Below are 23,306 nucleotides of genomic sequence, written 5' to 3'. Positions count from 1 at the left end.
CCGCCCAGGTGCTCGCCGAGTGGGGCGACTCCCGTGCAGCCTACGACGGACCCGACGCGGTGGCCGCCCTGGCCGGAGCCACACCAGTGACCAAAGCGTCCGGCAAACAACACGCGGTGCACTTCCGCTGGGCCTGCAACAAACGATTCCGCCGAGCACTGACCACCTTCGCCGACAACAGCCGCCACCAAAGCCCCTGGGCCGCAGACATCTACACCCGAGCTCGCGCCCGCGGACACGACCATCCCCATGCCATACGCATCCTCACCCGCGCCTGGATCCGGGTGATCTACCGCTGCTGGCACGACCACCGCCCCTACAACCCCAACCTCCACGGCGGAACACAAAGACTCCTGCCGAAAACGGCCTGAGGTTGACTCAGGAAGTGTCATGTGGCCTCCTGCCGGTCGGCTGCCGCGTCCTGAACCCAAACCAGACCTGCGGTACGTTTGGTGCCTGCGGCCAGCAGTTTATGCAGCGATACGGAGGAGACAGCCGGTGGTGGAGGCTTACGTGCTGATCCAGACGGAGGTGGGCCGCGCCGAAGTCGTCGCCAAACAGCTCGCCGGGCTGCCGGGTGTGGTGTCCGCGGAATACGTGACCGGGCCCTATGACGTGGTGTTGCGCATCAGCGCAGAGACCTTGGCGGCGCTGCAGTCCGATGTGGTTCCCGCCGTGCAACAGGTGTCGGGGATCACGCGGACCCTGACCTGCCCGATCGCCCACGCCGGTCACCCATAGAGTTGGTGGTGTGACCGACTCGCACGCCGCCGATGGACCGCCCCGGGCCTTGCTCATCGCGGCGGTTGTCGTCGCGGTCTCGGTGCTGATCACCGTGCTCGGCATCGCCGCATCCCGGCAGCGATCCCCCACGCAGCAACCCGTCGCCATTCCGGCGATACCGGCACCGCAGGCCGACAGCCAGCAGTGCCACGACCTGCTGAACGCGCTGCCCGAGCAGCTCGGGGACTTCCGCCGGGCACCGACCGTGGACCCGACACCTCCCGCCACCGCGGCTTGGCGCGCCCAGCGCGACACCGAACCCGTCGTGCTGCGATGCGGGCTGGAACGCCCCGCCGATTTCGTCGTGGGTACCCCGCTGCAGGTGGTCGACGAAGTGCAGTGGTTCCGGGTGGGCGAGGCAGGTCCGGCCGCCGACGATCAGGGCCGCAGCACGTGGTACGCCGTGGACCGCCCGGTGTACGTCGCATTGACGCTGCCGGCCGGCTCGGGGCCGACACCCATTCAGCAGATCTCGGGTCAGATCGCCCGCACGATGGGCGCCCAGGAGCCGGCGCCGGGTCAGGTGCGCTGAAGTCTGGATCGCTCCTCGCGCGCGGAGAACGTTCAGCGCAAGCCGGTGCCGCGCGCCAGGGCGGTCTCGACCATCGCGGTCAGCAAGCTCGGGTAGTCGACGCCGCTGGCGGCCCACATCCGGGGGAACATCGAGATGGTGGTGAACCCCGGCATGGTGTTGATCTCGTTGATCACCGGCCCGTCGTCGGTGAGGAAGAAGTCGACGCGGGCCAGTCCCTGGCAGTCGATCGCGTTGAAGGCGCGCACGGCCAGGCGACGGACCTCCTCGGACACGTCATCGTCGACTTTCGCAGGCACATCCAATTCGGCCGCGTCGACAAGGTACTTGGTGGCGAAGTCGTAGAAGCCGTCCTCGCGTCCGCGCACTCCGGCCACCCGGATCTCGCCGACCGTGCTGGCTTCGATGCTGCCGTCGGGGAACTCGAGCACACCGCATTCCAGTTCACGGCCCGGGACGGCGGCCTCGACGATCACCTTCGGGTCGTGGCGGCGCGCAAGTTCGATCGCTGCGGGCAGTTCGTCCCACGCCGCGACCCGGCTCACGCCGATCGACGAGCCACCCCGGGCGGGCTTGACGAACACCGGCAGGCCCAGCCGTTCCCGGTCTTCGAAGTCGAGGGTGGGATCTGAACCGTCGGGGCTGGGGCGCAGCACCACGAAGTCGCCGATCGGCAGGTCCTCGGCGACCAGGAGCTTCTTGGTGAACTCCTTGTCCATCCCGGCGGCGCTGGACAGTACGCCGGAGCCCACATACGGAATCCCGGCCAGCTCCAGCAGACCCTGAATGGTGCCGTCCTCGCCGTAAGGACCGTGCAACACCGGGAAGACCACGTCGACGGCGGCCAACAGCTCACCGGGCCCGTTGCTCAGCGCCAGCAGCTGGCCGCTGCGGTTGGGGGCGGCAGGCAGCGCCAGTTCGGTACCGGATGTCTCGGTGACCTCGGGCAGCTGGCCGTCGCTGATCGCAAGCGTCTCGGGGCGTCCGTCGGTCAGCATCCACGAGCCGTCGGGGGTGATCCCGACGGCGACCACCTCGAACCGCTCCGGGTCGAGATTGCGCAGGATGCTGCCCGCCGACACACACGAGATCGCGTGTTCCGAGCTACGCCCGCCGTAGACGACGGCGACACGGGTGCGGGATCCGGTCCGATTGCGGGCACTCACAACCTAGAGAGGCTACCGTCCCGGCCTGCCCCTGCCTGTCGGCGCATCCTGACCTGGGGTTTCAGCCGGCAAGCGCTTGCTCGACATCGACGAGCAGGTCTTCGGTGTCCTCGATCCCCGCCGAGATGCGGGCGAACCCCGCAGGCACCGGGTCACCCCAGCGGGCCCGGCGGTCGACCGAGGTGTGGATGCCGCCGAAGCTGGTCGAGGCGATCAGCAGGGCGCTGCGTTCCACCAGGGCGTGCACGGCGGCCTCATCGGCCAGCTCGATCGACACCAGTCCCCCGAACCGCTTCATCTGGGTGGCCGCCAGCTCGTGTGCCGGGTCTGCGGGCAGGCCCGGGTAACGCACCGAACGCACCGCCGGATGAGTGCGCAGCATCAGCGCCAGCGCCGCGGCGTTCTGGCACTGCCGTTCGAAACGCAGTCCGGCACTGCCGAGGCTGCGCAACACCAACCAGGCCTCGAACGCGCCCAGGATCGGCCCGGCCAGCAGCCGGTCCCGCTCTATCGCGGCCATCAGCTCGGGCTGGCTGCCTGCAACGTAGCCGGCGACCAGATCGCTGTGTCCGGACAACGATTTGGTGGCACTGGCCACCACCAGATCGGCTCCGAGTGAAAGTGGTTGCTGGCCCAGCGGTGTCGCCGTGGTGTTGTCGACGACAAGGGTCGCCCCACGGCGGCGGCAGATCATCGCCAACCGATGGAGGTCGACCACATCGAGCCCGGGGTTGGCCGGTGTCTCGGCGAGCACCACGTCGGCTCCAGCAGCGGCCTCACAGATGTCGGCCACATTCGCCTCTGTCACCGTAATCCCTTGCGGAGCAAGATATTCGGCGGCGTATCGACGGACCTGATAGTAGCCGTCAGCCGGAACTACGAGCGTGGTTCCGGGTTTGGCGAGCACGCGCAGGGCCGAGGTGATGGCGGCCATGCCGGACCCGAACGTGAGCGCTCCGGCAGCCCCCTCCAGTTCGGCGAGTGCCGATTCCAGTTGCCGCCAGGATGGGTTGGAGCCGCGGCCGTAGGTGTCCAGTGGCTCGGCTTCGTCGGGTGAGAGGTGGTACGCCGACGCCGGAACCGGGCCCGGTGCCACCGGCTGCCCCGGAACAGATTCCAGGCCAACGGCTTTGACGCTTCGGGTGGAATCCCCGTACAAGCCGTCCATTGGTGCCATCTCCTCGTGCCCGAGGTCGCTACTCGGGCTTGGTGCTGCGACCCAACAGTCCGGCGACCGCCTCGTGAACCGACAAACCCTTGTGGCACACCCGATAAACGGCGTCGGCCAGCGGCATCTCGACGCCGTAGCTGGAGGCCAGCGCCAGTACCGACTCACAGGACGCCACCCCCTCGGCCACATGTCCGGCTCCCGCGATCAGCGCCGATTCCATGGTGCCGCCCTTGCCGAGCCGTTCGCCGAAGGTGCGGTTACGGGAATGCCCGGAAGTACAGGTGGCGACGAGGTCACCGACGCCGGCCAACCCGGCCAGCGTGGCGGGCGTGGCGCCCAGTGCGATGCCCAGCCGCATCACCTCGGCCAGACCGCGGGTGATGATCGCGGCGACGGTGTTCTCCCCCAACCCCACCCCGACCGCCATGCCGCAGGCCAGGGCGATGACGTTCTTGCAGGCCCCGCCGACCTCGGCCCCCACCACGTCGGCATTGGTGTAAGGCCGGAAGTACCCGGTGGCCAGCGCGCGTTGCAGCGTGACCGCGCGTCCGGAGTCGCTGCAGGCCACGACGGTGGCCGCAGGCTGCTCGTCGGCAATCTCGCTGGCCAGGTTCGGTCCGGTCACCACCGCGACCCGGGACGGATCGGCTCCGGTCACCTGGACGATGACCTGGCTCATCCGCATGAGCGTGCCGAGTTCGATTCCCTTGGCCAGACTCACGAGGGTGACGTCGTCACCGATCAGATGTTTCCAGCCCTCCAGGTTCGCCCGCAGCTGCTGCGCGGGGACACCCAACAACACCGTGCAGGCGCCGTCAAGGGCTTCGGCCGGGTCCGTGGTGGCGCGAATCGTCGGAGGCAACTCGACGTCGCCGAGGTAGCGACTGTTGCGGTGATCGGTGTTGATCTCGTCGGCAACCTCGGGGCGCCGGGCCCACATCGTCACCGGATTACCCGCATCCGCCAGCACCTTGGCCAGCGCCGTCCCCCACGCACCGGCACCCATCACCGCAGCCTCTACCACCCGCTCACCCTATCCCGGCGACCGCGTCGCTCGCCGGAGCCGGCCAGGCTGGCAGGATGAACCCATGAGCGGCTCCCGAAGCGACAACGCCGCAGCAACCCAGGCCGCCGACGTCAGTCTGGTGATCGCGGTGAAACGGCTGTCGGCCGCCAAAACCCGGCTGGCGCCAATCTTCTCCGCGCCCACTCGCGAGGCGGTGGTGCTGGCGATGCTCGTCGACACCATTACCGCCGCGTCCGCCATCGCGCCGGTGACCGTCGTGACGCCCGACGACACCGCGGCCGAGGCCGCCAGGCAACTCGGTGCCGGGGTCTTGCTGGACCCGACACCGCCCGGCCATCGTGACCCGCTCAACAACGCCATCGCCGCCGCCGAGGCCGAACTGCGCGCCATCGGACCGAATATCGTTGTTCTACAAGGGGATCTACCCGCCTTGCAGACCCAGGAATTGGCGCAGGCCCTGACCCTGGCCCGCGGCTATCCACGCAGCTTCGTCGGGGACCGGCATGGGACGGGAACCTCGGCGTTGTTCGCGTTCGGCACTTCGCTGGACCCGCACTTCGGATCCGATTCAGCTGCGCGCCATCGACACTCCGGTGCGATCGAGCTCACCGGCGCCTGGCCGGGTCTGCGCTGCGACATCGACACCCCCGACGATCTCCAGGTGGCGCGTCGCCTCGGCGTCGGCGCCGCAACCGCGCGCACCCTCGGCAGGCACGCCAGTAGGTAGCCGCGCACCCGTGGATAGGGAATGATCGGACAGATGAGCGAAGCCACCGAAGCCGAGCCGGGGACCCGATCGAACAACTCCCAACGGGACACCACCTCAACCGCATCGGGGCCCTCCATCGAGTCGGCGACACCCGAGGCGCCGCCGGCGGCCACCTCGCCGGCAGTGGACGACGCGCTACCCGAGGATCGATACCTCAACCGCGAGCTGAGCTGGCTGGACTTCAATGCCCGGGTGCTTGCCCTGGCCGCCGACCCGTCACTGCCCTTGCTCGAGCGCGCGAAGTTCCTGGCGATCTTCGCCTCCAATCTCGACGAGTTCTACATGGTCCGGGTGGCGGGGCTCAAACGTCGCGACGAGATGGGTCTTTCGGTGCGCTCGGCCGACGGTCTGTCCCCGCGCGAGCAATTACGCCGCATCAACGAACGCACGCAGCAGATCGCCAACCGGCACGCCAACGTGTTCCTCAGTTCCGTGCGCCCGGCGCTGGCCGAAGAGGGCATCGTCATCGTCAACTGGGCCCAGCTCGACGAAGCCGAACGCGCCAAGCTCTCCACCTACTTCCACGAGCAGGTGTTCCCGGTGCTCACACCGCTGGCGGTCGACCCGGCCCATCCGTTCCCGTTCGTCAGCGGGCTGAGCCTGAACCTGGCGATCACCGTCAAACATCCCGAGGACGGCGGGCAACACTTCGCCAGGATCAAGGTGCCCGACAACGTCGGCCGCTTCGTGGAACTGAGCCCGCCCGCCGACGGCTCGGCCGCGGTGCGGTTCCTGCCGATGGAGGAACTGATCGCGGCGTTCCTGCCCGTGTTGTTCCCCGGCCTGGAGATCGTCGAGCACCACGCGTTCCGGATCACCCGAAACGCCGACTTCGAGGTCGAAGAGGACCGCGACGAGGACCTGCTGCAGGCGCTCGAACGCGAACTGGCACGCCGCAGATTCGGCTCACCCGTGCGGCTGGAAGTGTCCGACGACATGACCGAGAGCATGCTCGAGCTGCTCTTGCGGGAGCTCGATGTGGCGCCCGGCGATGTCATCGAAGTGCCCGGCCTGTTGGACCTGTCCGCGCTGTGGCAGATCTATGCCGTGGACCGGCCCGCACTCAAGGACCGGCCGTTCGTCCCCGCCACCCCACCGGCTTTCGGCGAACGCGAGACACCGAAGAGCATCTTCTCCACCCTGCGCGACGGGGATGTGCTGGTGCACCACCCATATGACTCCTTTTCCACCACCGTGCAGCGCTTCATCGAGCAGGCCGCCGCCGACCCCAACGTGCTGGCGATCAAACAGACGCTCTACCGCACGTCCGGTGACTCGCCGATCATCAACGCACTGATCGATGCGGCGGAAGCCGGCAAGCAGGTGGTCGCACTCGTCGAGATCAAGGCCCGCTTCGACGAACAGGCGAACATCAAGTGGGCCAGGGCGCTCGAACAAGCCGGGGTGCACGTGGTGTACGGGCTGATCGGGCTCAAGACCCACTGCAAGACCTGCCTTGTGGTCCGCCGCGAGGGCTCGGCGATCCGGCGCTACTGCCACATCGGCACCGGCAACTACAACCCGAAAACCGCGCGGTTGTACGAAGACGTCGGCTTGCTCACCGCCGATCCCGACATCGGCGCCGATCTCACGGACCTGTTCAATTCGCTGACCGGCTACTCACGCAAAGATGCCTACCGCAATCTGCTGGTGGCTCCGCGCGGTGTACGCAAGGGCATCATCGAGCGCATCGACCGGGAGATCGCCGCCCACCATGAGGGTGCGACGACCGGAATCAGGTTGAAGGCCAACGCCCTGGTCGATGAGCAGGTGATCGATGCGCTGTACCGGGCATCGCAGGCCGGGATCCCGGTCGACATCGTGGTCCGCGGGATCTGCGCCCTACGCCCGGGCGTGCCCGGATACTCCGACAACATCAGGGTGCGCTCGATCCTGGGACGGTTCCTCGAACACTCGCGGATTATTCACTTCCGCGCCATCAACGAGTTCTGGATCGGCAGCGCCGACATGATGCATCGTAATCTCGACCGCCGTGTCGAAGTGATGGCTCAGGTCAAGGATCCGAGGCTGACCACGCAACTCAACGAGGTGTTCGAATCGGCGATGGATCCGGCCACCCGATGCTGGGAGCTACGACACGATGGTCACTGGACGGCGCTGCCCCAGGAGGGACAGACGGTTCGCGACCACCAGGTGTCGATGATGGAACGTCACCGGCATCCTTGATCCCACCCGGCTCGGGCCGGTGAATGACCTGCAGGAGTTGAGGTGTCGAAGGACAGCACGCCAGCGGCGGAACCGGGCAACAATCTTGTGCCCGCGGCCGGCGCCGTGTTGTGGCGCCGCGGTGAGGACCCGTCGGCCGTCACCGAGGTCGCCGTGATCCACCGTCCACGCTACGACGACTGGTCCCTGCCCAAGGGCAAGGTCGACTTCGGCGAGACCGAACCTGTTGCCGCCGTGCGCGAGGTCCACGAGGAGACGGGCTACACCGCACAACTCGGCCGTCGGCTGGGGTCGATCTCCTACGACATCCCCCAGGGAACCAAACGGGTCTGGTACTGGGCGGCCCGCGCGACAGGTGGTGACTTCGCCCCCAACGACGAGGTGGACAAGCTCATCTGGCTGCCGGTATCTGCGGCAGCAGATCAGCTGGTATACCCGCATGACCGAAAAGTGTTGCGCCGCTTCGCGAAACATCCACCAGATACCAACACCGTACTGGTCGTCCGGCACGGGGCGGCGGGGCGGCGGTCCCGTTTCAAGGGCGACGACCGCAAGCGCCCGCTGGACAAGAAGGGGCGGGCGCAGGCCGAAGCCTTGGTCGCCCAATTACTGGCATTCGGTGCCACAACGCTTTACGCGGCTGATCGGTTGCGCTGCCACCAGACCCTGGAGCCCCTGGCCCAGGAACTCGGTGTCGACATTCACAACGAGCCGGCACTGACCGAAGAGGCCTACGTCGATGACCACAAGACCGCCCGCCACCGACTGATCGACGTCGCCGCACGCGCAGGAACGCCAGTGATCTGCTCACAGGGCAAGGTGATCCCGGGGCTGATTTCCTGGTGGTGCGAACGCGACGGCGTCCGCCCGGCCACGACGGGAAACCGCAAAGGCAGCAGCTGGGTTCTGTCGCTGGTCGACGGCCGGCTCGTGGCCGCCGATCACATGTGCAGTCCGCTGGCCGCGGAACACTAGATCCACACGAGAAAAGACACGTCGTGAGCTCATTTACCACTCACGACGTGCCTTTACCGTAATTACTTGCGGCCCTTCTTGGCCGGTGCCTTCTTGGCAGCGGTCTTCCTGGCGGGCGCCTTGGTCGCGGCCTTCCGGGCCGGTGCCTTGGTCGCGGCCTTCTTGGCCGGTGCCTTCTTGACAGCGGCCTTCTTGGCGGGCGCCTTGGTCGCGGCCTTCTTCGCCGGTGCCTTCTTGACAGCCGCCTTCTTGGCCGGTGCCTTCTTGACAGCCGCCTTCTTGGCGGGCGCCTTGGTCGCGGCCTTCTTCGCCGGCGCCTTCTTGGCAGCCGCCTTCTTGGCCGGCGCCTTCTTGGCGGCGGTCTTCTTGGCGGCCGTGCGCTTGGCCGGGCCTGCGGTCACGCCACGCTTGACCGCGGGGCCGTCAGACGGGAGACGCTGCGCGCCAGAGACAACCGCCTTGAACTGTGCGCCCGGACGGAAAGCCGGCACCGAGGTGGGCTTGACCTTCACCGTCTCGCCGGTGCGCGGGTTACGCGCCACTCGGGCAGCGCGGCGGCGCTGCTCGAAGACACCGAAGCCGGTGATCGTGACGCTGTCGCCCTTGTGCACCGCGCGGACGATGGTGTCCACAACGTTCTCCACCGCGGCGGTAGCCTGCCGACGATCGGTGCCCAGTTTGGTTGTGAGTACGTCGATGAGCTCCGCTTTGTTCATCCAAAACCTCCGAAACCAGTGGTCCTCCTTGGACCGACTAGAGGACACGGTAAACCCTGCGACCACTGATTTCCAAGAGCCACGCGCAATTTCAGGCGTAGCTAGCGAACAATCCGGCAATCCGCTTGCCCCACTTGGACTCCTGCCGGGAGGGCCCAAAACCGGTTTGGCAGGCGGCTAATTCGGGTGCCGAAACACCCGTACAAGGCCTCCGATCAGGCTGGCAGAGTGCGCGGCTTCCAGGCCGGCCTGCGCTTCTCGTAATCCTCGATCGAAGAGAGTTTCCGCAGCGTAAGGCCTATATCGTCGAGTCCTTCGAGCAGCCGCCAGGCCGTGTAGTCGTCAATCCTGAACGGCACCACAACCGTTCCGGCGACGATATTTCGATCTTGAAGATTCACAGTGATTTCCAGCCCAGGATTCTGCTCGATCAGCTTCCACAAGAGCTCGACATCATCTTGGGCGACTTCAGCCGCCAATAGCCCGGCCTTGCCGGCGTTGCCGCGGAAAATGTCGGCGAAACGGGATGAGATAACCACCCGGAAGCCATAGTCCATGAGCGCCCAGACGGCGTGTTCGCGTGAAGATCCGGTACCAAAATCGGGCCCCGCGACCAACACCGAGCCTTTGTCGAATGGCGGGAGATTCAGAATGAACGATGGATCCGAGCGCCAGGCGGCGAACAATCCATCCTCGAAACCCGTTCGGGTAACCCGCTTCAAATAGACGGCGGGGATGATCTGGTCGGTGTCGACATTGGACCGTCGCAGAGGGACGCCGATGCCGGTGTGAGTGCTAAAAGCCTCCATCGGGCTTCTCCTTTTGCTTTGCTTAGTGGGTTGCGGCGGGCAGATCGGCCGGGGACGCCAGCTTTCCGCGCACCGCGGTAGCTGCGGCGACGGCCGGCGAGACCAGGTGCGTGCGCCCGCCCTTGCCCTGTCGGCCTTCGAAATTCCGGTTGGACGTCGAGGCGCAGCGCTGTCCCGGAGACAGTTGGTCGGGGTTCATACCCAGGCACATCGAGCAACCGGCCTGACGCCATTCAGCGCCCGCTGCGGTGAATATCCGGTCGAGACCTTCCGATTCCGCCTGCGCACGGACTCGCATCGACCCAGGGACAACCAGCATCCGCACGCCGTCGGCGACCTTGCGATCGCGCAGCACGTCGGCGACCACCCGCAGGTCCTCGATCCGGCCATTGGTGCAAGACCCGACGAAAACGGTGTCCACGGCGATGTCACGCATGGCCATCCCGGGCCGAAGATCCATGTAGGCCAAAGCCTTCTCCGCCGCCTGCTGTTCGGCGTCGTCGCCCATCAACTCCGGATCGGGGACCGACGCCGACAGCGGGACGCCCTGCCCCGGGTTGGTGCCCCAGGTCACGAACGGGCTCAACGCAGCGGCGTCCAGGTAGACCTCGGTGTCGAATTCGGCGCCCTCGTCAGTACGCAACTGGCTCCACGCGGCAACAGCGGCGTCCCAATCAGCGCCCTTGGGTGCATGCGGGCGGCCCTTGAGGAATTCGAAAGTGGTCTCGTCGGGCGCGACCATGCCCGCGCGGGCCCCGGCCTCGATGCTCATGTTGCAGATCGTCATCCGCCCTTCCATGGACAGCGCCTCGATCGCACTGCCCCGGTATTCGATGACGTGTCCCTGGCCGCCGCCGGTCCCGATCTTGGCGATGACGGCCAAGATGATGTCTTTGGCGCTCACACCGGCAGGCAGTACCCCGTCGACATTGACCGCCATGGTCTTGAACGGCTTGAGCGGCAGTGTCTGCGTGGCCATCACGTGTTCGACCTCGGATGTGCCGATGCCCATCGCGATGGCGCCGAACGCACCGTGGGTCGAGGTGTGGCTGTCCCCACACACCACCGTCATGCCCGGCTGCGTCAATCCCAGCTGCGGCCCGATGATGTGCACAATGCCCTGTTCGGCGTCGCCCATCGGGTGCAGTCGGATGCCGAATTCCTCACAGTTGCGCCGCAATGTCTCGACCTGGGTACGCGAAACCGGGTCTGCGATCGGCTTGTCGATGTCGACCGTGGGCACGTTGTGGTCCTCGGTGGCGATCGTCAGGTCCGGCCGCCGCACCGGCCGGTCCGCCAACCGCAGGCCGTCGAATGCCTGCGGACTGGTGACCTCGTGCACGAGATGTAGGTCGATGTAGATCAGGTCGGGCTCTCTGGCCGCACCCTCTCCCTCACCGCGCGCCACGACGTGGTCGTCCCAAACCTTTTCGGCCAGGGTGCGCGGCTTCACGGATGTCTGTGTCGATTGGTCCATCGCTACTTCTCGATTCGATTAACGGCAATGCGGGCTTGCATCAAGAGTCCGCCAGGGCTGGGCGGTACTGTCGTCATCTCGCCTGTCATCTCACAATGCGAGACGCTAGTATCTCTCTGTGAGAAATGATAGCGGCATCGGCGTTCTCGACAAAGCCGTGGGTGTGCTGCACACCGTGGCCGAGTCACCTTGCGGGCTGGCCGAACTCTGTGAGCGGACCGGGCTGCCCCGGGCTACCGCCCACCGACTCGCCGCAGGGCTCGAAACTCATCGGCTGCTGGCCCGGGACGGTGACGGTCGCTGGCGATTGGGCCCGGCATTGACCGAATTGGCCTCCCACGTCAACGATCCGCTCCTGGCGGCCGGCGCCGCAGTCCTGCCCCGCCTGCGCGAGATCACGGGCGAGAGCGTGCAGCTGTACCGGCGCGAGGGCCAATCCCGGGTCTGTGTGGTGGCACTGGAACCTCCTGCCGGGTTGCGCGACACCGTGCCAGTGGGCACCCACCTGCCGATGACGGCCGGGTCGGGAGCCAAAGTGCTACTGGCGTATGCCGACCCGGCCACCCAGCAGGCAGTGCTGCCGGCGGCCAAGTTCACCGACCGCACGCTGGCCGAGGTTCGCAAGCGCGGATGGGCACAGAGCGCCGCTGAACGTGAGCCTGGCGTGGCGAGCGTCTCTGCGCCGGTGCGCGACAGCCGAGGGGCGGTGATCGCGGCGGTGTCGGTCTCCGGGCCGATCGACCGCATGGGGCGCCGGCCAGGTGCCCGCTGGGCCGCCGACCTACTCGCGGCCGCCGACGCGCTCACCCGCCGATTGTGAGGCGAATCTCAGGAATTCCGCGACGCCCCGGGCGTGGTGTGCCCCGTCTGCGGGTGTCCCGCCGTCTCACCCCGGCGATTGCCACGCCAGCGTGGCCGTCGACCCCCAGCCCCACTCTGGCGTGACCAAGCGGGAGCGTCGCGGCCGGCTCGTCGCCGAAGAACACTCCGGCGTCACGCTGGCGTGACGTTCGACACCCGGCGCCACTCTGGCGTGACAAAACGGGCGCGAGCCACGGGAGGAACCCCTGCCTCGGACCCGAACCTCGACCAACGCAAAAGCGCCCAGTTCGTAAGAACTGGGCGCTTTTACCTCTGTACCCCCGATGGGATTCGAACCCACGCTACCGCCGTGAGAGGGCGGCGTCCTAGGCCGCTAGACGACGGGGGCTAGAACTTCCGGTTGGTCAGCATAGCTTAGGCGGTCGTGCTCACCTAATCCGGCTGAACCGCTCCGGATGGCTGGGGTACCAGGACTCGAACCTAGAATGGCTGAACCAGAATCAGCTGTGTTGCCAATTACACCATACCCCATTAATTGCCCATCACCGCAGGTCACAGGCAATTTTTGGTCCGATCGGCTCGGCGGGGACCTCCCCGCTTCGCTTTCCGGGCCGACGAGCAGACTACCAAAGATTTTGGGCCCTCTTTACCAAGCCCCGTGCACGCGCGAGGGTTCACAGCGTGGCGCGGGCCGCCCGTAGCCGCGCCAGGCTGCGGTCGGCGCCCAACAGCTCCATCGACTCGAACAGGGGCGGGCTGATCGTGGCGCCCGTGACGGCGACGCGGATCGGCCCGAACGCCTTACGAGGCTTGAGCTCAAGACCGTCCAGGAGCGCCGTCTTGAGCGCCGCCTCGATATCGGCGGTGTTCCACTCCCCGATGCCCTCCAGGGCGCTCAGCGCGGCATCCAGGACCGGCGCGGCCTCTTCCCGCAGTTCTTTGGCGGCGGCTTTCTCGTCGATCTCGTAGGAGCCGTCGTCGAAGAACTTCAGCAGCCCCCATGCGTCGCCGAGGACGACGATGCGGGTCTGGATCAGTGCCGCGGCTTCGGCGAATGCGGTGTCGTCCAAGCCCGTGTCATGGCCGTGGGCGTCGAGATAGGCACGCAGGCGGGCGGTGAAATCCTCGGGCGTCAGCAGCCGGATGTGCTCGGCGTTGATCGCGTCGGCCTTCTTCTGGTCGAACCGCGCCGGGTTGGAGTTGACGTTGGCCACGTCGAAGGCAGCCACCATCTCGTCGAGGCTGAACACGTCGTGGTCGTCGGCGATGCCCCAGCCCAGCAGGGCGAGGTAGTTCAGCAGCCCTTCCGGCAGGAAGCCGCGGTCGCGGTGCAGGAACAGATTCGACTGCGGATCCCGCTTGGACAGCTTCTTGTTGCCCTCACCGAGAACGCTTGGCAAATGAGCGAATTCAGGCACCCGCTCGGCCACACCGATCCGCATCAGCGCTCGGTACAACGCGATCTGTCGCGGGGTCGAGGGCATGATGTCCTCGCCGCGCAGCACGTGGGTGATCCTCATCAACGCGTCGTCGACGGGATTTACCAACGTGTACAACGGATCTCCGTTCGCGCGCGTGATGGCGAAATCCGGTACCGAGCCCGCAGGAAAGCTCACCGGGCCGCGCACCAGGTCGGTCCACCCGAGGTCCTCATCGGGCATCCGCAAGCGCAGCACCGGCTTACGGCCCTCGTCGGCAAAGGCCCTACGCTGCTCGTCGGTCAGGTCGCGGTCGTAGTTGTCGTAGCCGAGTTTGGGATTCCGCCCGGCCGCCACATGCCGCGCCTCGACCTCTTCCGGCGTGGAATAGGCCTCGTACACCTCGCCGGCTTCGAGCAGGCGGGCTATCACGTCGCGGTAGATCTCACTGCGCTGCGACTGCCGGTACGGCTCGTAGGGGCCGCCGACCTCAGGGCCCTCATCCCAGTCCAGGCCCAGCCACCGAAGGGCGTCGAGGATGGCTGCGTAGCTCTCGTCGCTGTCGCGCGCGGCGTCGGTGTCCTCGATCCGGAAGACGAACGCTCCCCCGGTATGGCGGGCGTGGGCCCAGTTGAACAGCGCGGTGCGCACCAAACCGACGTGCGGGGTTCCGGTCGGCGACGGGCAGAACCGCACCCTGACCGGTCCAGCGGGAGACGTCATCACTTTCCTCTACTTCTGCTTGCGTACAACGGGATTGGTGAGGGTGCCGATGCCTTCGACGGAGACACTCACGGTGTCCCCGTCTTCGATGGGGCCGACCCCCTCGGGGGTTCCGGTCAGGATGAGGTCACCCGGCAGCAGCGTCATCACCGCCGAAACCCATTCGACGATGGCTCCGATGTCGTGGATCATCAGCGAGGTCCGGCTGAGCTGGCGCACTTCGCCGTTCACCTCGGTGCGAATCTCCAGGTCCGAGGGGTCGAGGTCGTTGACGATCCACGGGCCCACCGGGCAGAAGGTGTCGTGCCCCTTGGCCCGCATCCATTGGCCGTCCTTGGCTTGCTGGTCGCGCGCCGAGATGTCGTTGGCGATGGTGTAGCCCAGGATGTTCTCGGCGGCACGTGCGGCGGGTACGTCCTTACAGGGCCGGCCGATGACGATCGCCAGCTCTCCCTCGTGGTGGACCGGGTTCGCATCGGCCGGCAACTGGATCGGCACATTGGGCCCGATGATCGCGGTGTTGGGTTTGAGAAAGATCACCGGATCCTCGGGAGGAGCGCCGCCCATCTCCGCGGCATGCGCCTCGTAGTTCTTTCCCATGCAGATCACCTTGCTGGCCAGGATGGGTGCCAGCAGGCGGACGTCGGCCAGTGGCCAGCTCCGCCCGGTGAAGTTGGGGTTGCCGAATGGATGCTCGGCGATCTCTTTGCAGACGGCGTCGGCACCGTCACCTTCGACACTGACGAAAGCGACGCCGTCGGGACTGGCGATTCGACCTAAGCGCATTTTGATCAGGGTAGTGCGCAGGTTCTCGGGATCAGCGCGGACGCCTGCCAGTTTCGGTCAGCCACGCCCGAACGCTGTGGCGAGGAACGGCGTGGAGTCCGGAACCGAGGCCAGCACGGTGCCCGAGTGATCTTGGTCGGGATAGACCTTGAGGGTGACATCCTGCCCGTTTACCCGCAGCTGCTCGTCGAGTTGCAGCGACATGTTGGGTGGGACATCGCGGTCCTGGAGCCCGACGCCGAGGAAGATCGGCCGGTCGTAGCCGCTCGTCGGGGTGCCGAGGTAGGCATCGAGGGCTTCCGATACGCCGGGCAGCGTGTCCAGCGGCGCACGGAAGAATCCATTCGGCGTCATGGCTGCGAGCTGCTGGTCGAGCTGCGGCTTGCACAGCGTCTCGGCCTGGTTGACGGCATCGAGCCCGGCCGGGGTGAGGACACTGTTGACGTCGATGTCGGGGCGGGCCTCGCGGAACCCGGCCAGGATGTAGGCGGTGTAACTGTTGGCGGCCGGCCCCAGGTTGGGCGGCAGCGCCATGGCGGGCCCGGCCTGTTTGACCACGCCCTCGACGTTGAACGGCGTCCCGGTGGCCACCACGCCGCGGTAGTCCAGGCCGGTCCCGCGGCTGAACTCGGTGGCCCATCGCGCGCTGTTGATCGCGGCCCCGCCGCCCTGCGACTGCCCGACGATCGCCCATTTCGGCGACAACGGCAGGTCCATGTGGTGCATCGCGATGACGGAGTCGACGACACTGTGCGCGGTGGCCACGCCGTTGAGATAACTCATCAAACCGGGGGTTCCCAGCCCGGCGTAGTCGGAGCCGACGACGGCGTAGCCCTGGTCGAGCCAGTGCGTGAGGTATTCCACATCCCGTGGACTGCGCGGCTGCGCCGACGGTGCGCAGTCGTCACCGAGGCCAACGGTGCCGTGCGCCCACGCGATCGTGGGCCATCCGCCCTCGGGCGGCTGACCGTGCGGGATGAACACTGCGGCAGTGCTGAGTGCCGGCGAATCATGTTGATCGACGGTCGAATACAGGATGCGGTAAGCGCTGGCCGCGCCCGGCAGGGACAGTGCCGGGTCCAACGGCACCGTCTCGATCAGGCTGCCGGCCACGGGAATCGGCGCGTCATAGTGACGCGCATCCAGGCCCGACCAGTTCGGCACGGCTGCCGCCGCGGTCGGTGCCGTCAGGAGCCCACACATCAGCAAAACGATTGCCGTCCACCACAGCTTCACCACCACAGCTTATGGCAGCTCGGACGCGTCTCATATTTTGGGAACAAAGTTCAATATTTTGGGACATCCGTGAAATTATGGCCGCATGCCGGTTTCGTCGATCAGCACCTTCCGCCGTTGGTCGATGTTGGCGATCGCCCTGACTGCGACCACATGTGCCAACGTCTTCATCAACGGCGCGGCGTTCCTCATCCCCACCCTGCATGCCGAACGCGGCCTGGATCTGGCCAAGGCCGGCCTGCTGTCTTCGATGCCGAGCTTCGGCCTCGTGGTCACCCTGATCGCCTGGGGTTACGTCGTGGACCGGGTCGGCGAGCGGATCGTGTTGACGGTGGGCTCTGCGCTGACCGCCGCGGCAGCGTTCGGTGCGGCCGCGGCGCACTCCCTGGTAACCGTCGGAATCTTCCTGTTGCTGGGCGGAATGGCTGCCGCGAGCAGCAATTCGGCGAGCGGGCGGGTCGTCGTCGGCTGGTTCCCGCCTGAACAACGCGGGCTGGCGATGGGAATCCGGCAGACGGCAACCCCTTTGGGAGTCGGCCTGGGCGCGTTGGTGATTCCGCGTCTGGCCGAATCTCACGGCGTGGCAACCGCATTGCTCTTCCCCGCGATTGTGTGCGTACTGGCGGCGGCGATCTGCGCTGTGGGAGTGCTGGATCCGCCACGGCCGCCGCGTCATGAGGCCCCGGCCGAGCACCTGGCCAACCCGTACCGTGGCTCGAATGTGTTGTGGCGCATCCACGCGGTCTCGGTACTGCTGGTGGTGCCGCAGGGTGTGGTGTGGACGTTCACACTGGTGTGGTTGATGAGCGACCGGGGTTGGTCGGCGGCATCGGCGGGCACCCTGGTGACCATCGCTCAATTGCTGGGCGCGGCAGGGCGGATCGCCGCGGGCCGGTGGTCCGATGTCGTCGGGCAGCGGCTGCGGCCGATCCGGACCATCGCGTTGGCGGCAGCTGCGACGATGGGGCTGCTTGCCCTCACCGACTGGCTGGGTTCACCGATCAGTGTCGCGCTGATCGTGATTGCGTCGGTGATCACGGTGTCGGACAACGGTTTGGCGTTCACCGCGATCGCCGAAATCGCCGGTCCGTTCTGGAGCGGGCGCGCGCTGGGCACGCAGAACACCAGCCAGCATTTGGCGACCGCGAGTTCGGCACCGCTGTTCGGCGCGCTGATCGGCATGGCGGGCTACCCCGCGGCATTCGCGGTGTGCGCGTTGCTGCCGTTGGTGGCGGTGCCGCTCGTGCCGGCCGATGACGGCTAAGCCCACAAGCATCAAGCGCCGCGGTCCGGGTCGCTCATGTCCCCCGTCGCCGGCACCCCGTCGGCGATCCCGTACCGCAGGAACACGACACCACTCGGGCTGGCGACCGGCGGCTGCAGCAGTATGACATTGGTGGGCACCGAGCCCCCGTCGAACACTTTCTTCCCCGTCCCCAGCATGATCGGGTGCACCCACAGGTCGAGGCGATCGAAGAGCTTCTCGCGCATCAGCGTCTGGACCAGGTTCAAGCTTCCGACGACCTTCACATGTTCATGCCGGTCACGGACCTCGCGCACCGCGGCACCCAGATCTGGGCCCAGCTGTTCGGAACCGGCCCACGACAGATCAGGCTTGCCACGGGACGCGACGTATTTGGGAATGCTGTTGAACAGCGCACCGAATTCGTCTGTCTGGTGCGGCCAGTAGGCGGCGAAGATGTCATACGTGCGCCTGCCGAGCAGAAGCGCATCGGCGCCCTCGTACGCGGCGCCGACCTGTGCACCCGAAACCTCGTCGACCAGGGGTGCCTGCCAGCCGCCGAACGAGAACCCTTCGGGGTCCTCGTCCGGGCCGCCCGGCGCCTGCCCGACGAGGTCCAGGGTTGCGAACAGTTCGATCTCGACGAGTCCCATGCCAGGTCGACCCGGCCCGGCCCGAAAACTCATCGCAAGCCGGGCTGAGCAGTCGACTAGCACGCCATCGACGCCGCGCTCAGGGTGCAACGCAGAGCCAACGGCGAGGCCGAGCAGCCGCTACAGCAGCGACAGAATCCGCTCGCCGACCTCGCTGGTCGACAGCTTCGCGTCACCGCGGGTGGCCAGGTGCTCGCTGACGGCCTTGTCGACGCGCGCCGCCGCGTCGGTCTCGCCGATGTGCGTGAGCAGCAGCGCCACGCTCATCACCGCGGCGGTCGGATCGGCGATCCCCTGCCCGGCGATGTCCGGCGCGCTGCCGTGCACCGGCTCGAACATCGACGGGTTGGTGCCCGTCGCATCGATGTTGCCCGAGGCGGCCAGGCCGATACCGCCGGAGACGGCGGCCGCGAGGTCGGTGATGATGTCGCCGAACAGGTTGTCGGTGACGATCACGTCGAACCGGCCGGGATCGGTGACCATGTGGATGGTTGCGGCATCGATGTGCTGGTAAGCCGTCTCGACGTCCGGGTAGTCAGCACCGATCTCGTCGACGGTGCGCTTCCACAGCGAGCCGGCGAACGCCAGCACGTTGTTCTTGTGCACCAGCGTGAGGTGTTTGCGCCGCGCGCGAGCTTTCTCGAAGGCGTAACGCACCACGCGCTCCACCCCGAACCGGGTGTTGGTGGACACCTCGGTGGCGACTTCGTGCGGGGTGTCCACGCGGATCGCCCCGCCGGTGCCGGTATAGGGACCTTCGGTGCCTTCACGCACCACCACGAAGTCGATGTCCGGGTTGCCGGCCAGCGGGCTGGAAACCCCGGCGAACAACTTCGACGGCCGCAGGTTCACGTGGTGGTCCAAGGCGAACCGCATGTTGAGCAGCAGGCCACGTTCGAGCACACCGCTGGGCACGGAGGGATCGCCGATGGCGCCCAACAGGATTGCGTCATAGCCCTTCAGCTCGTCGACGAACCCCTCGGGCAGGGTTTCCCCGGTCGCGTGGTAGCGGCGGGCACCCAAGTCGTACTCGGTGCGGTCCACGCCGGGCAAGACCGCGTCGAGCACCTTCAGCGCCTCGGCGATGACCTCGGGGCCGATGCCGTCACCGGCGATAACAGCGAGTTTCATGACAGGTCAACCACTTCCAGTGTGGTGGCGTCGACCGCAGACGCGATCGCCGAACGCACCTCCTCGGGCACATCGGTGTCCAGCCGCAGCATCACGATGGCGCTGTCGCCCTCGACGTCCTGGCTCAGCTGTGCGGCCAGGATGTTGACGTCGGCCCCGCCGAGCAGGGTGCCGATCTTGCCGAGCGCACCGGGCTGATCGTTGTAGTGGACGATGAGGTTGTAGCCCTCGGCACGCAGGTCGAAGTTACGGCCATTGATCTGGACGATCTTCTCGACCAGCTGCGGACCCGACAACGTGCCCGCCACGTTCAGCGCGCTGCCGTCGGCGTGCACCGCACGCACGTCGACCACGCTGCGGTGGTTGGGGCTCTCGGTGGCGGTGCTGATCTCGGCCGCCACGCCACGGTCGGCGGCCAGCGTCGGCGCGTTGACGAACGTCACCTGCTCGTCGACCACCGCGGAGAACAGTCCACGCAGCGCCGACAGTTTCAGAATCTCAACATCTTCGGAGGCGAGCTCGCCGCGCACCTGCACCGACAACGAAACCGGTGGCGCATCGGACAGGGCACCGACCAGCACACCGAGCTTGCGCACCAGGTCCAGCCAGGGCGCCACTTCTTCGCCGACGGCACCGCCGCCGACATTGACCGCGTCCGGCACGAACTCGCCGGCCAGCGCGAGCTTGACGCTGGCAGCCACATCGGTGCCGGCCCGGTCCTGCGCTTCGGCGGTGGAGGCACCCAGGTGCGGCGTCACCACCACCTGGGGCAGCTCGAACAGCGGACTGTCGGTGCAGGGCTCGGTCGAGAAGACATCCAGACCGGCGGCGCGCACATGGCCGCTGGTGATCGCGTCGGCCAGGGCCTGCTCATCGATCAGGCCACCGCGGGCGGCGTTGACGATGATGACACCCGGCTTGGTCTTGGCCAGGTTTTCCTTGCCGAGCAGGCCGGCGGTCTCTTTGGTCTTGGGAAGGTGCACCGAGATGAAGTCGGCGCGGCCGAGCAGTTCGTCCAGCGGCAGCAGTTCGATACCGAGCTGGGCTGCGCGGGCCTGCGAGACATAGGGGTCGTAGGCCACGATGTGCGCGCCGAAGGCGGCCAGGCGCTGGGCGACCAGCTGCCCGATGCGGCCCAGACCCACTACGCCGACGGTCTTGCCGAAGATCTCGACGCCCGAGAACGACGAACGCTTCCACGTGTGTTCGCGCAGCGTCGCGTCGGCCGCGGGGATCTGTCGGGCGGTGGCCAGCAGCAGGGCCATCGCGTGCTCGGCGGCACTGTGGATGTTGGAGGTCGGCGCGTTGACCACGAGCACCCCACGGGCGGTGGCGGCGTCGACGTCGACGTTGTCCAGGCCGACACCGGCGCGGGCGACGATCTTGAGCTTGGGGGCCGCGGCAATGACTTCGGCGTCCACCGTGGTGGCGGAACGCACCAGAAGCGCATCGGCATCGGGCACGGCAGCGAGCAGCTTCTCGCGGTCCGGACCGTCGACCCACCTGACCTCTACCTGGTCACCAAGGGCGGCGACGGTCGATTCCGCGAGCTTGTCGGCAATCAAAACAACGGGAAGACTCACGCGGACAGCCTAGTGTGTGCGCCCTACCACAGCCGAACCGCGTGCGGTGTACTGATGGGCGTGGACGTCACAATCGTCGGTAGCGGCCCCAACGGACTGTCCGCCGCTGTCATCTGCGCACGGGCGGGCTTGTCGGTACGCGTGATCGAAGCGCAGCAGACAGCCGGTGGTGGGGCGCGCACCCTGCCCGACCCGGAATTCTCCGGCGTCAGCCACGACATCTGTTCTGCGGTGCACCCGCTGGCGTTGGCCTCACCGTTCTTCGCCGCCTATGACCTGCAGGCCCGCGGAGTGAAGCTGCCCGCGCCTGAGATCTCCTATGCCAGTCCGTTGCAGAACCGCCCGGCGGCGATCGGCTACCGCGACATCGAGCGCACCTGCGCCGAACTGGATTCGGGAGATTCCTGGCGACGGCTGCTCGGCCCGTTGGCCGCCGATTGCGATGGCGTGGTGGGCCTCATCCTCGGCGACAAACGCTCGATTCCGCCGTCACTGGGCGCGGCGGCACGCGTCGCACCACGACTGCTGGCCCAGGGCACCCCGCTGTGGCGGTCCCTCAAAGGTGAGGACGCCCGCGCACTGTTCAGTGGTGTTGCCGCGCACACGATCTCGACCATGCCGTCCCTGGTGTCGGGCGGAGCCGGGTTGATGCTGGCTACGTTGGGGCACGCGGTGGGCTGGCCGATCCCGATCGGCGGATCGCAGGCCATCCCCGATGCACTACTCGCCGATCTCGCCGCGCACGGCGGTGAGCTGGTCCTCGGGCACGAGGTCACCGAACCACCACCGGGCGTGGTCCTCTATGACACGGCACCCACGGCACTCCTGTCGATCTACGGAAAATCCCTGCCCTCGCGCTATGCCCGGGCGTTGAGTCGCTACACGTACGGGCCTGGCGTGGCGAAAGTCGATTTCGTGTTGAGCGGCGAGATCCCTTGGCGTGACCCACGTCTGACGCAAGCCCCGACGCTGCATCTGGGTGGTAGCCGCGCGCAGATGGCCTTGGCCGAGTCCGAGGTCGCCGCGGGCCGCCACGCCGAGTGGCCCATGGTGCTGGCCGCACTCCCCCATATCGGCGACTCGTCCCGTATCGACGGCGCCGGTCGCCGTCCGATGTGGACCTACGTCCACGTGCCCAACAATTCCACGCTGGACCTGGCCGAGACCGTGACCGAGATCATCGAACGCTTCGCGCCGGGCTTCCGCGATCTGGTGGTCGGGGTACGCAGCGTGTCGGCGTCACGGATGGACGAGCACAACGCCAATCTGGTCGGCGGCGACATCGGTGTGGGCGGCAACAACATGGCCAGCGCGTTGCTGGGCCCCACACCGCGGTTCGACCCGTGGACCACACCGATCCCCAAGGCGTACCTGTGCTCGTCGGCCACGCCGCCGGGCGGAGGTGTGCACGGAATGGCCGGGTTCTACGCCGCGCGCACCGTGCTGAAACGCGAGTTCGGCATCGCTGACCTGCCTAGGCTGGCGCCATGACCCAGCCCAAGGTAGCCGTCATCTACTACTCCGCGACCGGCCACGGCACCACCATGGCCCGGCGCGTCACCGCCACCGCCGAGGCCGCGGGCGCCGAGGTGCGGTTGCGGCCTGTCGCCGAGACCGCCGATCCGGCGTCCTTCGCCCACAATCCGGCCTGGACGGCGAATTACGAAGCCACCAAAGAACAACCGAACGCCACCGGGGACGACATCGTCTGGGCCGATGCGGTGATTTTCGGCTCACCCACCCGGTTCGGTTCGGTCGCTTCGCAATTGCGTGGATTCTTGGATTCGCTCGGTGGCCTGTGGTCGCAGGGCAAGCTTGCCGACAAGGTGTACGCCGGGTTCACTTCCACCAACACCGCCCACGGCGGTCAGGAGACCACGTTGCTGACGCTCTACGTGACGCTGATGCACTGGGGAGGGATCATCGTGCCACCGGGCTACACCGATCCGCTCAAGTTCGCCGACGGCAATCCGTACGGCGCGAGCCTGCTGGCCAACCACGACAACATCAACGAGTTCGACGACACCACCTACGACGCACTCGATCACCTGGCCCGGCGTGTGGTGAGTGTGGCTGCACGGCTTGGTTCCTAGCCACCG

The 23,306-nt window shown here is 67.1% G+C and carries 22 protein-coding genes and 2 tRNA genes; 10 read left to right on the top strand and 14 right to left on the bottom strand.

The window, feature by feature from the left end:
- From BKG60_RS29150 to BKG60_RS29140, 3 genes are all read left to right on the top strand, one after another.
- A partial coding sequence (locus tag BKG60_RS29150) for a transposase (RefSeq protein ID WP_165688729.1) occupies positions 1–371 on the top strand: 371 nt, incomplete at its 5' end.
- 127 nt (positions 372–498) lie between these two features.
- Complete coding sequence (locus BKG60_RS29145; RefSeq protein ID WP_070188966.1) at positions 499–741, top strand: Lrp/AsnC ligand binding domain-containing protein; 243 nt, start codon at positions 499–501, stop codon at positions 739–741.
- A 10-nt stretch (positions 742–751) separates the two neighbouring features.
- Positions 752–1,315, top strand: coding sequence for a DUF3515 domain-containing protein (locus tag BKG60_RS29140; RefSeq protein WP_070945270.1), 564 nt, complete (start codon positions 752–754; stop codon positions 1,313–1,315).
- Between the two features lie 32 nt (positions 1,316–1,347).
- On the opposite strand, the gene BKG60_RS29135 is transcribed toward BKG60_RS29140, so the two are convergent.
- From BKG60_RS29135 to BKG60_RS29125, 3 genes are all read right to left on the bottom strand, one after another.
- Positions 1,348–2,481 (bottom strand): D-alanine--D-alanine ligase family protein, encoded by a 1,134-nt coding sequence (locus BKG60_RS29135; RefSeq protein WP_070945269.1) that lies wholly within the window; start codon positions 2,479–2,481, stop codon positions 1,348–1,350.
- A gap of 61 nt (positions 2,482–2,542) precedes the next feature.
- The gene (locus tag BKG60_RS29130) at positions 2,543–3,649 is read right to left on the bottom strand and encodes a cystathionine gamma-lyase (RefSeq protein WP_070945268.1); all 1,107 of its coding nucleotides are present in this window, start codon (positions 3,647–3,649) and stop codon (positions 2,543–2,545) included.
- A gap of 28 nt (positions 3,650–3,677) precedes the next feature.
- On the bottom strand, positions 3,678–4,658 hold the full coding sequence (locus BKG60_RS29125; RefSeq protein WP_070188999.1) for an NAD(P)H-dependent glycerol-3-phosphate dehydrogenase: 981 nt from the start codon (positions 4,656–4,658) through the stop codon (positions 3,678–3,680).
- Between the two features lie 82 nt (positions 4,659–4,740).
- On the opposite strand from BKG60_RS29125, the gene cofC reads away from it, so the two are divergent.
- Genes cofC through mutT1 form a run of 3 tightly spaced genes read left to right on the top strand, consistent with a single transcriptional unit; the run spans position 4,741 to position 8,610 of the window.
- Positions 4,741–5,406 carry a 2-phospho-L-lactate guanylyltransferase gene (gene cofC / locus BKG60_RS29120; RefSeq protein WP_070188962.1) on the top strand — a complete coding sequence of 222 codons (666 nt, stop codon included), beginning with the start codon at positions 4,741–4,743 and terminating at the stop codon, positions 5,404–5,406.
- A gap of 21 nt (positions 5,407–5,427) precedes the next feature.
- On the top strand, positions 5,428–7,635 hold the full coding sequence (locus BKG60_RS29115; protein ID WP_075910317.1) for an RNA degradosome polyphosphate kinase: 2,208 nt from the start codon (positions 5,428–5,430) through the stop codon (positions 7,633–7,635).
- A gap of 42 nt (positions 7,636–7,677) precedes the next feature.
- The gene (mutT1, locus tag BKG60_RS29110; RefSeq protein ID WP_075910316.1) at positions 7,678–8,610 is read left to right on the top strand and encodes an 8-oxo-(d)GTP phosphatase MutT1; all 933 of its coding nucleotides are present in this window, start codon (positions 7,678–7,680) and stop codon (positions 8,608–8,610) included.
- A gap of 62 nt (positions 8,611–8,672) precedes the next feature.
- Here mutT1 and BKG60_RS29105 read toward each other — a convergent pair whose 3' ends face one another.
- From BKG60_RS29105 to leuC, 3 genes are all read right to left on the bottom strand, one after another.
- Positions 8,673–9,326, bottom strand: a complete 654-nt coding sequence (locus BKG60_RS29105) for an HU family DNA-binding protein (RefSeq protein ID WP_075910315.1) — start codon at positions 9,324–9,326, stop codon at positions 8,673–8,675.
- A gap of 215 nt (positions 9,327–9,541) precedes the next feature.
- On the bottom strand, positions 9,542–10,135 hold the full coding sequence (gene leuD, locus BKG60_RS29100; protein WP_019343116.1) for a 3-isopropylmalate dehydratase small subunit: 594 nt from the start codon (positions 10,133–10,135) through the stop codon (positions 9,542–9,544).
- 22 nt (positions 10,136–10,157) lie between these two features.
- Entirely contained in the window at positions 10,158–11,612 is a 1,455-nt protein-coding gene (gene leuC, locus BKG60_RS29095; RefSeq protein WP_070945264.1) for a 3-isopropylmalate dehydratase large subunit, read from the bottom strand.
- 118 nt (positions 11,613–11,730) lie between these two features.
- Between leuC and BKG60_RS29090 the strand changes: the two genes are divergently transcribed.
- Positions 11,731–12,432 (top strand): IclR family transcriptional regulator, encoded by a 702-nt coding sequence (locus BKG60_RS29090; RefSeq protein WP_070945263.1) that lies wholly within the window; start codon positions 11,731–11,733, stop codon positions 12,430–12,432.
- Positions 12,433–12,749: 317 nt separating this feature from the next.
- Here BKG60_RS29090 and BKG60_RS29085 read toward each other — a convergent pair.
- The 5 genes from BKG60_RS29085 to BKG60_RS29065 all read right to left on the bottom strand — a co-directional run bounded on the left by BKG60_RS29085 (position 12,750) and on the right by BKG60_RS29065 (position 16,564).
- A tRNA-Glu gene (locus tag BKG60_RS29085) sits at positions 12,750–12,822 on the bottom strand.
- A 68-nt stretch (positions 12,823–12,890) separates the two neighbouring features.
- Positions 12,891–12,965 (bottom strand) — tRNA-Gln (locus tag BKG60_RS29080).
- Positions 12,966–13,108: 143 nt separating this feature from the next.
- Positions 13,109–14,575, bottom strand: a complete 1,467-nt coding sequence (gene gltX, locus BKG60_RS29075) for a glutamate--tRNA ligase (RefSeq protein ID WP_075910314.1) — start codon at positions 14,573–14,575, stop codon at positions 13,109–13,111.
- A gap of 9 nt (positions 14,576–14,584) precedes the next feature.
- Positions 14,585–15,361, bottom strand: a complete 777-nt coding sequence (locus tag BKG60_RS29070; protein WP_070945261.1) for a fumarylacetoacetate hydrolase family protein — start codon at positions 15,359–15,361, stop codon at positions 14,585–14,587.
- Between the two features lie 57 nt (positions 15,362–15,418).
- The gene (locus BKG60_RS29065) at positions 15,419–16,564 is read right to left on the bottom strand and encodes an alpha/beta hydrolase family protein (RefSeq protein ID WP_070945293.1); all 1,146 of its coding nucleotides are present in this window, start codon (positions 16,562–16,564) and stop codon (positions 15,419–15,421) included.
- A gap of 118 nt (positions 16,565–16,682) precedes the next feature.
- On the opposite strand from BKG60_RS29065, the gene BKG60_RS29060 reads away from it, so the two are divergent.
- Positions 16,683–17,861 carry an MFS transporter gene (locus tag BKG60_RS29060; RefSeq protein WP_070945260.1) on the top strand — a complete coding sequence of 393 codons (1,179 nt, stop codon included), beginning with the start codon at positions 16,683–16,685 and terminating at the stop codon, positions 17,859–17,861.
- An 11-nt stretch (positions 17,862–17,872) separates the two neighbouring features.
- On the opposite strand, the gene BKG60_RS29055 is transcribed toward BKG60_RS29060, so the two are convergent.
- From BKG60_RS29055 to serA, 3 genes are all read right to left on the bottom strand, one after another.
- On the bottom strand, positions 17,873–18,493 hold the full coding sequence (locus BKG60_RS29055) for a dihydrofolate reductase family protein (RefSeq protein ID WP_070945259.1): 621 nt from the start codon (positions 18,491–18,493) through the stop codon (positions 17,873–17,875).
- A gap of 120 nt (positions 18,494–18,613) precedes the next feature.
- The gene (locus BKG60_RS29050) at positions 18,614–19,624 is read right to left on the bottom strand and encodes a 3-isopropylmalate dehydrogenase (RefSeq protein ID WP_070188948.1); all 1,011 of its coding nucleotides are present in this window, start codon (positions 19,622–19,624) and stop codon (positions 18,614–18,616) included.
- Positions 19,621–21,207, bottom strand: a complete 1,587-nt coding sequence (serA, locus tag BKG60_RS29045; RefSeq protein ID WP_070945258.1) for a phosphoglycerate dehydrogenase — start codon at positions 21,205–21,207, stop codon at positions 19,621–19,623. The genes BKG60_RS29050 and serA overlap by 4 nt, the downstream gene beginning before the upstream one ends.
- Before the next feature lie 60 nt (positions 21,208–21,267).
- Here serA and BKG60_RS29040 point away from each other — a divergent pair, with 60 nt between their 5' ends.
- Positions 21,268–22,698 carry a phytoene desaturase family protein gene (locus tag BKG60_RS29040; RefSeq protein ID WP_120765068.1) on the top strand — a complete coding sequence of 477 codons (1,431 nt, stop codon included), beginning with the start codon at positions 21,268–21,270 and terminating at the stop codon, positions 22,696–22,698.
- A complete protein-coding gene (wrbA, locus tag BKG60_RS29035; RefSeq protein WP_070945256.1) occupies positions 22,695–23,300 on the top strand; it encodes an NAD(P)H:quinone oxidoreductase in 606 nt (201 codons plus the stop codon). Before BKG60_RS29040 ends, wrbA begins: the two co-directional genes overlap by 4 nt.
- Positions 23,301–23,306 lie beyond the last annotated feature (6 nt).

Source organism: Mycobacterium syngnathidarum (assembly GCF_001942625.1).
Lineage (GTDB): Bacteria > Actinomycetota > Actinomycetes > Mycobacteriales > Mycobacteriaceae > Mycobacterium > Mycobacterium syngnathidarum.
Note: the sequence above shows the minus strand (reverse complement) of the source record. Positions and strands in the feature narration are given on the sequence as shown.